This window comes from uncultured Aliivibrio sp. (genome assembly GCF_946479765.1).
In the GTDB taxonomy this organism is placed as follows: domain Bacteria; phylum Pseudomonadota; class Gammaproteobacteria; order Enterobacterales; family Vibrionaceae; genus Aliivibrio.
This window is the reverse complement of record NZ_CAMLHO010000017.1, coordinates 13,712-28,701: the sequence shown is the minus strand read 5'-3', so window position 1 is coordinate 28,701 and position 14,990 is coordinate 13,712. Positions and strand designations below refer to the sequence as shown.

General features: G+C 39.3%; 14 protein-coding genes. 1 reads left to right on the top strand and 13 read right to left on the bottom strand.

The window, feature by feature from the left end; genetic code table 11:
* Window positions 1–56: 56 nt before the first annotated feature.
* The 13 genes from Q1K78_RS08440 to Q1K78_RS08380 form a co-directional block, all read right to left on the bottom strand.
* Window positions 57–539: a type II secretion system protein gene (locus tag Q1K78_RS08440; protein ID WP_300176774.1), complete on the bottom strand. Its 483-nt coding sequence runs from the start codon at window positions 537–539 to the stop codon at window positions 57–59.
* Between the two features lie 152 nt (window positions 540–691).
* Window positions 692–1,255, bottom strand: coding sequence for a prepilin-type N-terminal cleavage/methylation domain-containing protein (locus Q1K78_RS08435; RefSeq protein WP_300176770.1), 564 nt, complete (start codon window positions 1,253–1,255; stop codon window positions 692–694).
* 89 nt (window positions 1,256–1,344) lie between these two features.
* On the bottom strand, window positions 1,345–1,797 hold the full coding sequence (locus Q1K78_RS08430; protein ID WP_300176767.1) for a type IV pilus, mannose-sensitive hemagglutinin protein MshF: 453 nt from the start codon (window positions 1,795–1,797) through the stop codon (window positions 1,345–1,347).
* A 2-nt stretch (window positions 1,798–1,799) separates the two neighbouring features.
* Window positions 1,800–3,029 carry a type II secretion system F family protein gene (locus Q1K78_RS08425; RefSeq protein ID WP_300176764.1) on the bottom strand — a complete coding sequence of 410 codons (1,230 nt, stop codon included), beginning with the start codon at window positions 3,027–3,029 and terminating at the stop codon, window positions 1,800–1,802.
* 9 nt (window positions 3,030–3,038) lie between these two features.
* Window positions 3,039–4,763 (bottom strand): GspE/PulE family protein, encoded by a 1,725-nt coding sequence (locus tag Q1K78_RS08420; RefSeq protein WP_300176761.1) that lies wholly within the window; start codon window positions 4,761–4,763, stop codon window positions 3,039–3,041.
* Window positions 4,763–5,800: a tetratricopeptide repeat protein gene (locus Q1K78_RS08415; RefSeq protein WP_300176758.1), complete on the bottom strand. Its 1,038-nt coding sequence runs from the start codon at window positions 5,798–5,800 to the stop codon at window positions 4,763–4,765. Before Q1K78_RS08415 ends, Q1K78_RS08420 begins: the two co-directional genes overlap by 1 nt.
* The gene (locus Q1K78_RS08410) at window positions 5,797–6,645 is read right to left on the bottom strand and encodes an AAA family ATPase (RefSeq protein ID WP_300176756.1); all 849 of its coding nucleotides are present in this window, start codon (window positions 6,643–6,645) and stop codon (window positions 5,797–5,799) included. The genes Q1K78_RS08415 and Q1K78_RS08410 overlap by 4 nt, the downstream gene beginning before the upstream one ends.
* Window positions 6,646–6,656: 11 nt before the next feature.
* On the bottom strand, window positions 6,657–8,291 hold the full coding sequence (mshL, locus tag Q1K78_RS08405) for a pilus (MSHA type) biogenesis protein MshL (protein ID WP_300176753.1): 1,635 nt from the start codon (window positions 8,289–8,291) through the stop codon (window positions 6,657–6,659).
* A gap of 11 nt (window positions 8,292–8,302) precedes the next feature.
* Window positions 8,303–8,647 carry a type IV pilus, mannose-sensitive hemagglutinin D (MSHK) gene (locus Q1K78_RS08400; protein ID WP_300176750.1) on the bottom strand — a complete coding sequence of 115 codons (345 nt, stop codon included), beginning with the start codon at window positions 8,645–8,647 and terminating at the stop codon, window positions 8,303–8,305.
* A 1-nt stretch (window position 8,648) separates the two neighbouring features.
* Window positions 8,649–9,287 carry a type 4a pilus biogenesis protein PilO gene (pilO, locus tag Q1K78_RS08395; RefSeq protein ID WP_300176747.1) on the bottom strand — a complete coding sequence of 213 codons (639 nt, stop codon included), beginning with the start codon at window positions 9,285–9,287 and terminating at the stop codon, window positions 8,649–8,651.
* Window positions 9,287–10,744 carry an MSHA biogenesis protein MshI gene (locus Q1K78_RS08390; protein WP_300176744.1) on the bottom strand — a complete coding sequence of 486 codons (1,458 nt, stop codon included), beginning with the start codon at window positions 10,742–10,744 and terminating at the stop codon, window positions 9,287–9,289. The genes pilO and Q1K78_RS08390 overlap by 1 nt, the downstream gene beginning before the upstream one ends.
* Window positions 10,745–10,885: 141 nt before the next feature.
* On the bottom strand, window positions 10,886–12,865 hold the full coding sequence (gene csrD / locus Q1K78_RS08385; RefSeq protein ID WP_300176741.1) for an RNase E specificity factor CsrD: 1,980 nt from the start codon (window positions 12,863–12,865) through the stop codon (window positions 10,886–10,888).
* Window positions 12,866–13,099: 234 nt separating this feature from the next.
* A complete protein-coding gene (locus Q1K78_RS08380) occupies window positions 13,100–13,651 on the bottom strand; it encodes a single-stranded DNA-binding protein (protein WP_300176738.1) in 552 nt (183 codons plus the stop codon).
* Between the two features lie 458 nt (window positions 13,652–14,109).
* Between Q1K78_RS08380 and galU the strand changes: the two genes are divergently transcribed.
* Window positions 14,110–14,979, top strand: a complete 870-nt coding sequence (gene galU, locus Q1K78_RS08375) for a UTP--glucose-1-phosphate uridylyltransferase GalU (RefSeq protein ID WP_300176735.1) — start codon at window positions 14,110–14,112, stop codon at window positions 14,977–14,979.
* Window positions 14,980–14,990 lie beyond the last annotated feature (11 nt).

Genomic DNA, 14,990 nt, shown 5'->3' with positions numbered 1-14,990 from the left:
TAGATATAAAAAAGCCAGCGGAGGTCGCTGGCTTTTTAGGTGTTAAGCGTTAGCTATTAACATTTATTAAAAACTTCTATTGTTGGAGCTGATGCTGATGCCGATGCTAGAGTCTTATATGATACGTAACATTTTGTAGCTTTAATTTCCGCAAGGTTTCCGTCTAAAGTATCCTTCTTAAACGTAGCAACTAATTCCGTTCCACTATCATCTGCGATAGACCAATCTTGACCCAAACCAACAACAGCAGCACCAATACCAGCAGAAGAAGCCATTGGATAACCGTATGTCACAGCAATACCATCGATATCTTTATATCCATTTCCGCCATTTTCGATACGCTCAATACCTTCAATCGCCGCTTTACCATAAACAATACCCGCAGCGCCAGACATCGCGCCTTTCAAGCCTTGCAGTGATGATGCACGCGCATCGCCTTGAAGATTAAGAAACTTAGGTGCAGCAGTCACGGCAAGAATACCTAGAATAACGATAACTACGACTAACTCAATAAGGGTGAAACCACCTTGTTTTTTCATGTTACTTCTCTCTTTTGTTATAAAAGTGATGGCACGCGATCGTTGCCATCATTATTGTTAAAAACGTTTACTGCTCAAACATAATGAGTAAAAGCAGGTTTATCTCTCTATGCGCAGAGTTGTATAACATCGGCACACAGATGTAAATTCTTTTATTGCAGCGTCACGACTACTCGACCAGATTCTGGTTCATAAGTAAAAAAATGACCTTCATTCTCTTGCTGAGTGTATTTACACTGATTACGACCATTCTCTATCATCACTTCAGCTAAGTATTTCGCTTTATTATCGTTACTGTCATTGGTTACATACGGAGCGTTTTGCAGTAACATTTCCATTAATAAAATACAGTTTTCTACCGTTAATGAAGCGGGATAAGGGCCCGTGTTATTACCATCTAAATCTTCTCGGGGTGACATTGGGTAACCCGGACGAAAATCAGACTGATTAACCTTAGATGGGTCCGTTAACCAAAATTCAGTGCCGTCATAACTGACTGCATTATTATCGTCTATTTTTGGACGAGCTTCCGCTTCCCATTGTGCTCTTGCAGAAAGAACCGCCGTTGCATAGCCACCTGCAACGCCTTCAATACTTGCTTTTTTAGCTTCAAGGCTAACATCTAAAAATCGTGGTAATGCAACCGTTGCCAATAAACCTATTACCACTATTACAATCACTAGCTCAACCAGTGAGAAACCTTTTTGGTGCTTCATCTTAATGCTTCTCTCTATTGCTTATTTTCGTTCTGAATTGTAAGGGATTTTATAAAAAAAAACACACTGTTCGTCAAAAAAACGACAACTTAATTTTCATTCAAAAAACCGATACTCACTTTAAACGCACCATTGTTGAGCATAATGGATATTATTTTACCATTTGGCGCTCTGTACTCACAACGATACAGTGCTTGATTCTTTGAAACATCATTTATATTTATACTGTCCGTATATATCTTATCTTTTTTAGGCAGTAAAAGATGCAACCATTGCTGACAATCAAGATCACCATTATCATCAAAAACCACAGGCCAACCTAGACGACTAAAGGTGACCTCAATACCGTCCTTCATCAAATGTGTTGGCTGCCCATCTACAACCCAATAATTTTTAAACTCATTCGCAGAAGAAAGGATCTCACGACTTGTCATCATCAACGCTGTATCTTCAACTTCAGGTTCCATTTTACCCCATTGAAATAAAATGACCGCCAGTAGAATAACAAATAGAGCCACCCACGAAATACGGATTGCCTTCATGATTAGCCCCCTTTTACTACATCTAACATATTCCACATTGGTAGGAAAATACCCAATGCCAATATGAGCACCATACCAGCTACCACAACCAATAACAGCGGCTCAATGCGTGCCGTCAGTGTTTTCAGATCATAATCAACTTCACGATCATAAAAATCAGAGACTTCCAGCAACAGATCATCAATCTGACCAGTCTCTTCACCTACTGCAATCATCTGCTGTACTAGCGGTGTAAAAACCCCACTTTGTGCTGCCGAGGTTGATATACTGGTGCCTGATTCAATGCCACTTTTCATTTCTAATAATCGGTTCTCTAAATACTTATTACCAAGAGCCTCCGCAGACAGTGCGATGGATTGGTTTAATGGCACCCCTGATTTCAACATAAGTGCGAACGTTCGTGAAAAACGAGACATCTGTGCTCGAGTAACAATATCCCCTACAATTGGAATATTAAGGCGAAACTTGTCCCACGTTTCTCGACCAACATCACCGCTGATCCACGACTGAAAAGCCACAAATATCCCGGCCACTCCACCAAGGATAAAATGCCAGTAGTTAACAGAAAAACTGGAGGTAGCCATTAATATTCGAGTCGGTAATGGTAATTCGACACCAAATCTCGAAAACATCGAGGTAAATTGTGGAATAACCTTAACGTTTAGTACCAACATCGCCAAAAATATAAAGGTCAATACAAAAATAGGATAACGCATTGCTGACTTGATGCGCTTACGCGTTTCCATTTCTTGTTCGTAATAATTCGCCAATTGAAATAAGGCTTGATCTAAACGACCTGTATTCTCACCGACGTGGATCATCGATACAAACAGAGAACTAAATACTCTTGGGTGCTGCTTCATTGCAACGGATAAACTACGACCATTGGTAAGATCTGCCGTCACCTCTTCAAGTGCATGCTTAAGAATTTTGTTATTACTGTTTTGAGATAAACCGTTCATGGCTCTTAATATAGGAACCCCTGCCTTGGTTAAACTGTACATTTGGCGACAGTATATAACTAAAACCTCAAGCGGGATCGGAGGCTGAAACCAAGCTTGCCAATCCACTGAGTTTGCCGATCCTTTAAATTGACCACCAGTACGAATTGAAATTGGGATAATACCATCATTCATTAATTGACCCGCAACTGCCTCTTCTGTGGCGGCTTCAATCGTTCCGGAGATCGGTTTACCTTGGGAGTTACGCCCACTGTATTTATAAATAGCCATTATCTTACCCTATATAAGTATTGGCTGATGAGAGGCTGCATTATCTCCTTCACCAAGTACCATTACTTCACTAAGACTGATGGTACCACTCATCGCAAGTTCCATCGCTGACGCTAACAATGGTTTGTAATCCGGATTTTCACGCGCTTTTTGAGCAAATTCAACCGCATTATTACCACGTAAAGCATCCATCATTGGTTGATCTAATTCGAGCAATTCAAATACACCAATACGACCGCTGTAGCCCGTTAGATTACAACTTTGGCAACCTGAACCCTTTCTAAATGGAACCGATACTTGATTTGGGAATCGCGTTTGCACCCATTGTAAGCGTGAGTCATCAAGAGGATCTGGAGTAGAGCACTCTGTACAAATTTTTCTAACTAATCGCTGTGCCAGAACCGCACGGACTGCACTCGCTACCAGATAACCCGGTGCGCCCATATCCATCATACGCAATGCACTGTCTACCGCATCATTAGTGTGTAATGTCGATAATACTAAGTGACCAGTCAGCGCTGCTCGCAAACCAATTTCAACCGTTTCTTGGTCACGCATCTCACCAATAAGAATAATATCGGGGTCCTGACGCAAAAACGTTCTTAATATTTTAGAGAACGTTAAGTCAATCTTACTGTTTACCTGAACTTGGTTAACCCGCGGTAAACGATATTCTACTGGGTCTTCCGCTGTGATGATCTTCTTACTAGGTTGGTTTAACTCACTCAACGCACCATATAGGGTGGTTGTTTTGCCAGAACCCGTCGGCCCAGTCACTAGGATCATACCGTGAAGGCGACTAAGTTGTTTACGTAAACGAACCAATAAATGATCAGGGATACCAGAGTATTCTAACGATCTGATCCCTGTCGTTTGGTTAAGTAGACGCATAACCACTGCTTCACCATATTGCACTGGCATGGTTGATAAACGAATATCAACCGATTGTCCACGAGACTTAATATTAAATCGACCATCTTGTGGTAATCGTTTTTCTGAAATATCGAGGTTTGCCATTAGCTTTAAACGCAGAACTAAGGCTGGTGCTATATTTACTTCGCTTAATAGCGTTTCATGCAATACGCCATCAATACGTTGGCGTAATCGTAATATTTGATCATCCGGCTCAATATGAATATCTGACGCTCCAATTTGAATCGCATCTTCAAACAAGGAGTTAATCAGTTTTACAACCGTAACTTCATCATTATCACTGTCTAATATACCAAAGTTAAAATCATCACTCTCTTGGTGCTCTGAGTCCAATTGCTCGGCAAATGAGGCGATTTCTTTGGTTCGGCGGTAGAAACGGTCAAAACTATCAACGAGCTGCCTTTCTGACGCAATAACCATTTCAATTTCATATTGTTGAAGTTGAGAAAATAAGGCTTCTTGAGCAGAGAGATCGGCAGGATCACTCATCGCCACACGGATGGTATTCCCTTGCTGGCTTACGACTAATGCTCTTAAGCGACGTGCATGTACTTCAGGTAGTAACTGTACCGCTGTTGCATCAATATTCACACGGCTTAAATCAACTAGAGGCACATCAAGCTGCTGAGATAGAAAGGTCAGCATCTGTTTTTCGCTCAAGAAACCCAGTTGAATTAGAGAGGCTCCCAGTTTTCGACCTGTCGTTTTTTGTGCTGCAAGTGCTTGTTCAATCTGTTGTTCAGTAACAATGTTTTCTTCGACTAATAAATCACCAAGTCTTTTTCTTAACTTAAGACGCATTATTCATTTCCTTCCATTGTTTCTAATAATTTAATTCTATCGCGCACAAATACTTGAGAAGAGCGAGATAACCCCGGGGTCATTAACGCTATTTTATATGTTTTTAGCGCATCTTTTACCTGTGCATTTCTCTCATACACAATCGCAATACCTAACCACCAGCGACCATTTTCAGGGTCTTTAGTCACTAACATTTGATAGCTTTCTTCAGCTAAATCCATCAATTTTAATTTTTGAGCTAAGCCACCACGAGTCGCTAAATAATCAACTGATACGCCTAACGGAATATACTCTAAGGTAGAAAGAGCCGCTTCTGGTTGATCTTCTTTTTGTAATAAACTTGCTAATGCTAACCGTAAATCAACACTGTCTTTATTTAATCGAATGCCTTGCTGCAATATCGCAGCTGATTCTTGAATATCTCGCTTACCATAAAGTAATGCAGCCAATTTTTTGCGTGAATTTTCATCACGAGGTTGATATTTCAATACGGTATAGTAGTCCTTAATCGCCTCTTTAAAGTTGGCGTTACCTAAAGCGACCTCTGCTGAATCACGACTTTTTTGAGCTAGCTCAGAAGGTAATAACTCAACTTCCTCAACCTGTAATTGGCCTTGGTCATTTGATTTTGCATCAACATTAGCGAGACGTGCATTATTTACTTTGGCGGTTGCTGTCGCTTGTTGATTAATCTGATTGTCATTAATGTGTTCTGATTGCAGGGTTTCTGATTTCTGCTCTGCATAGATGCGGCTAATTTCTTGTGTGGTCACTTTCTTCGTTGGTGAGGACGAAGGCGCTGAGTTAATTTGAATACCTTGCTCTATTGGGTGTTCGATAACCATGGTGCTTGCTGTATTATTTAAGGTTGCCCACCCAATAATACATAGAGAACTAATTACCCCAATAGAAAAAAAGAAAGAAGCTTTAAATTTTGATTCCATATTTGGAACATGAGCAAGGGATATACTCTTTTTCCCATCTACATTTGCATCTTGTTTGGTAATATTCAATAAGGCTTTATTTGTTGCACTCACAACGCTCTCCAACCCCAAAACTTGGGAAAATAATACTTGGGTTTGATGGTATCGGTTGTATCTAAAATGGCATTAAATACCGATTTTTTAGATACCTGAACTAGATTTTCTGAAAAAGAGATAACTAACGCTTTATGGCAGACTTGATTGATTAATCGAGGCACACCACCACTTGCACGCCAAATGACCTTCATTTGATAAAGTGAGAATGGATTATTTTTAGAACCCGATTCAGTCATTCGATGTGTAATATAAGCAACCGTTTCACTCATATTCAGCGGCCGTAAAGTGGCAGAAAACGTGATTCTTTGTCTCAATTGACGTAGATGATATTGCTTCAAACGTTCATCTAATTCTGGTTGCCCAAATAGGACAATTTGAAGTAACTTGGTATAATCGGTTTCTAAGTTACCAAACAACCGTAATGTTTCTAACGCTTCATCACACAGAGCTTGCGCTTCATCTATAAATACAACTGCACTTTTTCCTTTAGCCTGTAAATCGATGAGTTTTTCATGAATGCGATCGGTTAATGTAACGCCATCTCCACTTTGCTCTAACCATAACTCTTTAGCCAACGCTTGTCGTAGTTCCGCACCATTCATTACTGGATTTGGTAGATATAACAATTCAATATTTACGGGCAACTGACTCATCAACATTCGACAAACCATAGTCTTACCTGTACCTATTTCCCCCGTCACTTTAATCACCCCCTCTCCCATGGATATCGCAGATAACACAGTCTGTATCGCCTCATAATGAGGCAATAATCCATGAAAAAGAGAGGCGTTAGGCGTTAAAGTAAAAGGAAGCTGCTTTAAACCAAAGTGTTTCTCATACATAAAATCCGTTGTTACTCATCAGGAAACCATTCTTGCAATAAATCACGCGAACGCTCTAATTCCTCTTGCCAGGTATCAACACCAACAACTGTCGGTTTTAGCAAAATAACTAACTCAGTTTTTTGAGTCACCTGAGTCACGTTACGAAATAAATAACCGAGTACGGGAACATCGCCTAAAAATGGAACTTTAGATATTTGCTCAACGGTTTGTGATTTCATCAAACCACCAATGACAACCACATCTCCGCTTTTCGCTCGAATAACCGAGTCAGATTCACGGATTGAGCTTTTTGCCAATGGTAATTCTAAAATACCACCTACATCACCTAGGTTAATCTCTTTAATTTCGTTCTCAACATCAATAACTGATGGGTGAACGTGCAGCATCACGTTACCTTTATCATCAATTTGTGGTGTTACATCCAATGAAATACCAGAAAAGAACGGTGTTAACGTCACCTCAGGAGAGGCATTGGAGTTATCACCACTCCCCGTAACACTAGATACTTCGGTAACATAGTATTCATCACGCCCTACTTTAATAACGGCTTTTTGGTTATTCGCCGCAGTAACACGAGGGCTTGAAAGAACATTCAAGTCGCCTTGAGTATCCATAAAACTCAATACTGCTTCAAAATTACCATCAGAAACCGTCACATTTGTTTGACCACCAAGTAGAGTACCTATCGCATCCATACCTGGCAAAACACTGGTTGTTGATGCTGCTACTTTTTCAACAACAATATCTGTACCGCCAATTGACGAGGTTAAATTTGACCAGTTAATTCCTTGTTGATAACCATCACTTAACGTTACTTCAAGCAATTTAGCTTCTAAAATAACTTGGCGCTGTAAACGCTTATGAGAAGTGGCTAAGAATGTTTTAACTTTACGCAGTTCATCAGGCGATGCTGTAATGGTAACCACACTTGCTTGTGGTGAAGCCACCACACTTCTGCCGGGTCCATTTCCAATCATCACTGAGACCGCTTTTTCTAATTCTTTCCAGAAATCACTTTCACTGGTTGTTTCAATTTCAGTTCCACCCGTCGCAGAAGAAGATGAAGATGATGAACCGCTACTTGAGTCTGAGCTATCACTAGCACTTGATGAACTACCAGAATTGGTGATAGAACCGGTTGTAATGGTAGTTAATGAGCGACCTTTACGAGTTAATTGTAAATAATCAACAGGGATTGTTTCCGTACGGATAGTAGCAGGGTAAATCTGTAATATCCTGTCTAGTTTAACGATTTCATAGCCATACAAATCTTCAACAGAAGACAACACGTCATCTAAAGTGACGTCATTAACATTCATTGTAATACGCCCAGAAACATTAGGGTGTATTACAACGCTGTATTCCGTACCTTTCACTAGGTTTGTGAAGAATGCTTTTGCATTAACACCATTAGCCTTAACTCTAAATCGCTTCACTGGCTCTTCAATTTCAACACTTGTCATATTTAAAACAGGCATTAAATCGGCTTGTACCGATGTGGGAAGATCCGCAAGTAACTGACCGCCATTATCATTAATCGATTTATCTAAGGTCTGTTTAATTTCAACAGGATCACGGTGGCCCATTGAGCAACCCGCTAATGATACAGCCATGAATCCAATGATGACATTACGTACTTTCATTATTACAAACCTTAATTCTTAATATTTTGTGAAAATAGAGAAAGTTGCCATTTCTTACCAGCACGACCAATAGAGACGCTTTCTTCATTAACGGCTAATAGAGTATAGCCGGATATTTTGTCACCTTTTTTCATAGACTTATCATCTAAGACAGCATAACAATCGTTATTTCCGCTACAACTAATTGCTTGTAACGAAGGAAAATATTGACGTTTCTTAGTCACTACTTTCTTTGCTTGTACGGGTTTAACCCAACGTAAAGGCTCTGTTGGATCATGCCCTATTACTGCATCCGATACATCCGATGCATTAATAGAGGTAGATAATAACACCAGTAGAAAAATCATATTCTTCATATTAACCGCCAATAAATCCTTTGCTAGAACCAAGCGTATACACTTCAATGGTCAACTCGGCGATTGGGTATTGTTTAACTTCGTAACGAAAATTTCGCCAGTAATACTTAACGGGTAACTCTTCTAAGTTAGAGAGGTACGTTTCAATGTCAAAATAGTTACCAGATAACACTAATTTTATCGGGTGAATGTAATAACCTGCTTTATTGTTCTCATCAAGCAAACGCTCTGAAGGTAACGTTCTCATAGACGTCAACGCCAATTTTGATGACTTTTGTAATACGACCTCTAAAAGCTGTGCCATTTGCGCTGGAGAAACCAAAGCAGCTACTCGATTAGATAATAGCTCAGCCAACTCTTGGCTCTGTAACGTGAGTGCTTGATATTGTTTATTAATATCCACATTTGGATCTTTTTGTAATCGACGTTGTGCTAATTCAACCTGCTGCTTTAATGACGAGATTGAATCAGTAATACGAATAACATCTTGTTCAGATTTCTGATGTTCCAAAACCTTTGGTTCAATGATCACGTTAGATGAAATAAAAATGACGGCAACCCAACCAACAAGAGTAATTAGTATTTTTTCTCTTAGTGAAAGCGCAGAAAAGACCTCTTTAACTTTTATCCAATGTTCCATTATTTACCCTCTGCTGCCTTCGTATTTAAAATAAACGACACCAGGCCTTGTTCATCTGTTTTAATTTCTAGCTGATCAAAGGTTCGACCAATCAAATGTAACTCACTATCAAAACTTTGTACCCAACTAGGTATAACCTCAGGAGTGCGAGCATAGCCCGTAAAATTGACATTTTCACCCGAGATATAAATCTTGGTAAGAGATATGTTTCCTTTACCTAATTGAGTTAAGCTGCTCATCACTCCGGAATAGCCTATTTGCATTCCTTCATCAAAGTTAGCAATAATTCTAAGTGACGCTTGCTTAGATTCAACATCGCCTTTTAAACGTTTAATTGCAGCTAATTTTGCCGCTGACGGCTTATGACTTTCTAACTGCTGAATTAAGCGACTTAGTTCTTGATTTTTAGTGCGTTCTTGCGAAGATAACAACATAACTTGGCTATCTAACTGACTCACTTGCCAATAATAATAACCAAAAACAACACCAGTTAAAGCAAGACCAACCCCCCAACTTAAGATAACATTTGGTAAGGTAAAGTAGTCCACTTTTGGCTTTAATCTATCATTATAGAGATTGATATAAGCTTGATTAAATAAACCAAGCCAACTTATTACTTCGCCAGTGCGAAATACCCTTACTTCATCGACAACGAGTGAGGCGACTTGAACCCCTAGTCTATTTTTTAACTCTAATGCTAAAAGTGCATCATCTTCATCATCACAACAAAAATAAAGGTGATTAATATTCACGCCATGAAGTTGAGCGCTCAAATAATCTAATGAACGCTGTAGCTCTAGCGCTAAACTATCTAACTGAAAGTTATCTGATATTCCCCCCGTTAGTGGTGCACTTATGCCACGTAATGAGCGGTTAAGCAGTAAATGTCTTTCACTAAAAGCCAATAACTTAAACTCAGCAGAGCTACTATGGCTCAATAGCATGAAGCTATTATCCTTCGGCTTTGAGTATTTCCATACTAATTCATCAGGAGTGACGTTAACAATTTGAATCGACAGGGAGCCTAATAGCTCAATAATCGTTTTTATTGTCGCTACTTGAGAGATATAGACTTGCATCTTGCCTTTAGTACTTTCGATACCATCTGCAACGATATCCGAAACGCGATCACTAATAAGATCTTTAACTAAAAATGGCAATGCACCGATAAGCTCTTCTTTAGGAAGATTAGGGTTATCGATTTGAAAAGATTGATATAAATGAGAGCCGATAACAACATTCGCGTTGCAATCAGACAAGCCCATTTTTTGACACGCTTTTACAAGCTCACTTTTCCACGCCTGAGGCTGATCGATAGGGGTGAAGCTTTGCTTTGTAAGTTGCTTACCATCGTCAGTTTTCGCAATATAAATACCACCTTGCAATATCACAATTGATGTTGTGACTTTCACTGAACGAGATAGTTTTAGTTTTCTAAATACATCCATCATCTTCATTTATTGCTCGATTCTCATTTATCGCGGAATGTCTAATTTCTTACTTTATTTACAATACTCCCAAAGAAGAGTACCTCGCGCGCAATCATACAACATTCTATTTTTTACTGATACTCATGAACAAATAAAATGTAACACTTTTTATTTTCCCCAACGACTTCTTCTCTTCGGTATCGAGAGCTTTTCTTTATGGTGGAATAACGCAGTCTCAACTTCAAAAAAGCGACCTTGTCCGCCCTCGACACCTAGTTCTTTCAATACCTTAAGTTCTTTTTTATTTTCAATGCCTACCGCTAACACCTGAGAGCCCGTATTTTCACAAGCCCCTAGTAAGCTTCTTACAAACAGTTGATTTTCATATCTCAGATGAATGTCCTTCATTAAACTACGATGCAGTTTAATATAATCAACATTGATATCTTTAATATAGTGAGTGCTCACTATTGTTCTTCCTGCCTGTTCAACTATCAGCTGACAACCAAAGATTTTTAGCAATTTAGCAATCGGTCTGACGGCATCTAAATACGTCACAACTTGCCCTTCTATTAACTCAAAACTAAGTCGTTTAAGTTGAGCTCTTGGTGTTTGTAATAATCGGTTTCTTAGTTGTCGAATAAAGTCTGCATTTTGTAAGCTCTTTACTTGCAGGTGTACTGAAAATGTATGCTGTGAAAATTCAGGATCACTCAATAAAGGAAATACTTGCTTTAACACTGCACTGTCTAGTTTGATTTGGTAACCCACTTGCTTAATCGCAGGTAAAAAACGAGAGGCTTTAATTTGCACACCATTCTCATCTCTAATGCGAGAAAATATCTCCAAATGAAGAGGCTCAAATTCATTACCTTTAAATAGAAACGTTGACTGTTTATAGAGAAGTAATTGTTCTTGTTCAAAAATTGCATCAAATAACGTTCTCCATCGAACACTACCTAAGCTTTCCGTCAATTGCTGTTGCTTTTTAAACAACGACCAACTGTTATTATTTTGTAGTAGTGCACTGCGATGAGCCATATCTAACTCATCCATCAAACGACCTCGTCGCTCTCCACTGACGTACATGCTAACGCCAATATGGCACCAATTATCACTATCAAGGCTTTTAGGTGGTGTTATTTTCTCTATTATTTTTAAACACTGAGAGGCAATGGTTTTTGCTTCTTTTAATGACTGCTGAGGAATAAGTAAAGCAAAGTCTGACTGGTAATAACGAGACAACACACTATCACTATAACGCTGTATCAAATTGTTTAGTTGCTTTCCTATCTCAACAATGAACTCGTCGCCGACGGATTTCCCTTGCTCTTCAACGAGTTCATCCCATCCATTAATTCGTAATAATAATAGAACCCCTTGGCTCTGAGACTCTTGTAATGTTGATTCTAATTTACTATCAAATAACACTCTATTTGCAGACCCCGTCAGCTGATCTAAAAAGGTATGTGTACGAATAAAGGTATCAAAACGACTGCGTTCTTTTCGTGCATCTTTTAGCTCTGTAATGACACTATCAAGAGCTAAACTTGCTGTTGCTGGCCACTCTTCGTCATTGCCTACTGCGTAATCATCAAGTTTTCCCGCAAGTAACATTCGTCCACGTTCTTCTAATAATTCTGAACCATGAAGCTGCTTCCTCAACCAAACTACGCCCCACAATAATGAAACAATGATGACGGCAATAGCCGCTGTAATAGAAAACAAAGCACCTAAAGAGTAGGTGAAAGCGCTATACGGAGGTATCGACTTAAAGGTAATTGAATACCCTTTATTCATTTGAAGGGGTAACGTTTTTTGATATAGCAAACTATCATCAGGCATAGCCGCTAATGTTTGAAAAGAATAGACTAATCCTGTTGGGGATGAGAGTTCCATACTCACCACACTGCTTGCTTTTAATAGTTTAGGCAACCATTTAGCCATCGAGTCGGCTTCTTCAGGAGCTGATAACTCTTCATCCACCACATTTACAACACCAGCGAGGTAATGTTCAAGATATTCATTACCTATTTGTTTAAACGAAATCGCTCCACCAATAAATAAAATAAAGATCGCGGCAGATACCATTAAAGTAACAAATGAAATAAGGCGGTTACTTAAACGTAAACTTGGGGTTTTTCTCATTAAACGCTTCTTCCTTGAAAAAAACAGATCGTGGATCATTACACAATTCAATAAATAAAATTTAGAACCATCTCTAAATACGCACTAGATATAGTACAAATATTTCACTAATTTCTCTATACCATGCCGAAAGTTAATAACAGAATAATACCGTTATAATTTAGGCATAAAAAAACCTCGATAATGTCGAGGTTTTTTTTATAACGATAAGACTCTAGCTCTTAAAAGCAGGAGCTAGAACGGAATATCGTCATCAAAGTCCATTGGTGGCTCATTATATTGAGGCTGAGCCGCCTGTGGTGCTTGTTGTTGAGGAGCTTGTTGTTGCTGCTGCTGTGGTGCAAAATTATTTTGCTGAGCAGGTTGTTGAGGCTGACCCCAATTACCTTGCTGTTGCTGTTGTTGACCACCAGCTGGTGCGCCTTGACCTTGACCACGACCACCAAGCATTTGCATTACGCCGTTAAAACCTTGAACAACAACTTCTGTTGTAAAACGGTCTTGACCACTTTGATCTTGCCATTTACGAGTTTGAAGTTGACCTTCAACGTAAACTTGAGAGCCTTTGCGTAAGTATTCACCTGCAACTTCAGCCAGCTTTCCAAACAAAGACACACGGTGCCATTCTGTTTTTTCACGCTGTTCGCCAGTTGCTTTGTCACGCCATGATTCAGACGTTGCAATTGTAATATTTGCTACCGCACCACCACTTGGCATGTAACGGATTTCAGGATCTTGCCCTAAGTTACCAACAAGGATAACTTTATTAACACCACGGCTGGCCATAGTTTGCTCCAGATAGAATTAGAGGTGAACTTTATGTCACCCGGTTTTATATACAATAATCTTCAGTCTAACACGTTCAAGGTAATTTCTGATAGCCCTAAACTTGGGATCCGTTTCATAACGTCCTAAAATAAAGAAAGGTTTAGAGGCGACTTCACGACTTTATCTTCTCTATTTTTAACATCATCAGATATATGCGACGCACGTCTATGTTCTTTATAATGCGCAACTCATCCCTAAGCCCTATGGATAACTATCTTTCACAATTTTTCATTTAGTATTGAGACTGACTTAAAGAATTGATGCACATTACCTAAGCAATAATGATACCGAGCTCTCTTTTCATTTAAAGCACTTCATTTAAGTAAGCTTAATCGCTAAACTACCTGAATAACGATGATGCTCAAGTAAGAGCCTTTCTACTAATTTTAAAATTATTGTCTATCTAGGACTCAGTTATGATCAAAAAATGTCTCTTCCCTGCCGCAGGCTACGGCACTCGCTTTTTACCAGCGACCAAATCTATGCCAAAAGAAATGATGCCAATAGTAAACAAGCCGTTGATTGAATACGGTGTAGAAGAAGCTATTAATGCGGGGATGGACGGCATCTGTGTCGTTACGGGTCGTGGCAAGCATTCATTAATGGACCATTTTGATAAAAACTACGAACTAGAACATCAAATCAGTGGCACCAACAAAGAAGAGTTACTTGTAGACGTTCGTGAACTGATTGACTCAGCTAACTTTACCTATATTCGCCAACGTGAGATGAAAGGCTTAGGTCATGCCATTCTGACTGGCCGCGAGCTAGTCGGCGACGAACCTTTTGCTGTGGTACTTGCTGATGACTTATGCGTTAATGAACAACAAGGCGTTCTTTCACAAATGGTCGCACTTTATAAGCAATTTCGCTGTTCTATTGTTGCGGTAGAAGAAGTACCAGATAACGAAACTCATAAGTACGGTGTTATTGCTGGTGAAATGATCAAAGACGACCTATATCGCGTTGATAATATGGTAGAAAAGCCAGAACCAGGCACAGCACCAAGTAACCTTGCCATTATTGGTCGTTACATTTTAACCCCTGATATTTTTGAAATTCTAGAAACAACAGAACCAGGTAAAGGTGGTGAGATCCAAATTACCGATGCGCTGTTGAAGCAAGCTCAATCTGGTTGTGTTCTTGCGTATAAATTCAAAGGTAAGCGTTTTGACTGTGGTAGCGTTGAGGGTTACATCGAAGCAACCAACTACTGCTATGAAAATGTTTATTTAAAAGATAAAAAATCAGCAGAATTGGCAAAACAAATTACGGGTAAAAAGTAATTTTTTAAATA

Bases quoted from the DNA above. Each gene is read 5' to 3' on its own strand.
- Q1K78_RS08435 (WP_300176770.1), bottom strand. From the start codon at position 1,255: ATGAAGCACCAAAAAGGTTTCTCACTGGTTGAGCTAGTGATTGTAATA.
- Q1K78_RS08430 (WP_300176767.1), bottom strand. From the start codon at position 1,797: ATGAAGGCAATCCGTATTTCGTGGGTGGCTCTATTTGTTATTCTACTG.
- Q1K78_RS08410 (WP_300176756.1), bottom strand. From the start codon at position 6,645: ATGTATGAGAAACACTTTGGTTTAAAGCAGCTTCCTTTTACTTTAACG.
- csrD (WP_300176741.1), bottom strand. From the start codon at position 12,865: ATGAGAAAAACCCCAAGTTTACGTTTAAGTAACCGCCTTATTTCATTT.
- Q1K78_RS08420 (WP_300176761.1), bottom strand. From the start codon at position 4,763: ATGCGTCTTAAGTTAAGAAAAAGACTTGGTGATTTATTAGTCGAAGAA.
- Q1K78_RS08390 (WP_300176744.1), bottom strand. From the start codon at position 10,744: ATGAAGATGATGGATGTATTTAGAAAACTAAAACTATCTCGTTCAGTG.
- Q1K78_RS08400 (WP_300176750.1), bottom strand. From the start codon at position 8,647: ATGAAGAATATGATTTTTCTACTGGTGTTATTATCTACCTCTATTAAT.
- Q1K78_RS08440 (WP_300176774.1), bottom strand. From the start codon at position 539: ATGAAAAAACAAGGTGGTTTCACCCTTATTGAGTTAGTCGTAGTTATC.
- mshL (WP_300176753.1), bottom strand. From the start codon at position 8,291: ATGAAAGTACGTAATGTCATCATTGGATTCATGGCTGTATCATTAGCG.
- Q1K78_RS08425 (WP_300176764.1), bottom strand. From the start codon at position 3,029: ATGGCTATTTATAAATACAGTGGGCGTAACTCCCAAGGTAAACCGATC.
- Q1K78_RS08380 (WP_300176738.1), bottom strand. From the start codon at position 13,651: ATGGCCAGCCGTGGTGTTAATAAAGTTATCCTTGTTGGTAACTTAGGG.
- galU (WP_300176735.1), top strand. From the start codon at position 14,110: ATGATCAAAAAATGTCTCTTCCCTGCCGCAGGCTACGGCACTCGCTTT.
- pilO (WP_300176747.1), bottom strand. From the start codon at position 9,287: ATGGAACATTGGATAAAAGTTAAAGAGGTCTTTTCTGCGCTTTCACTA.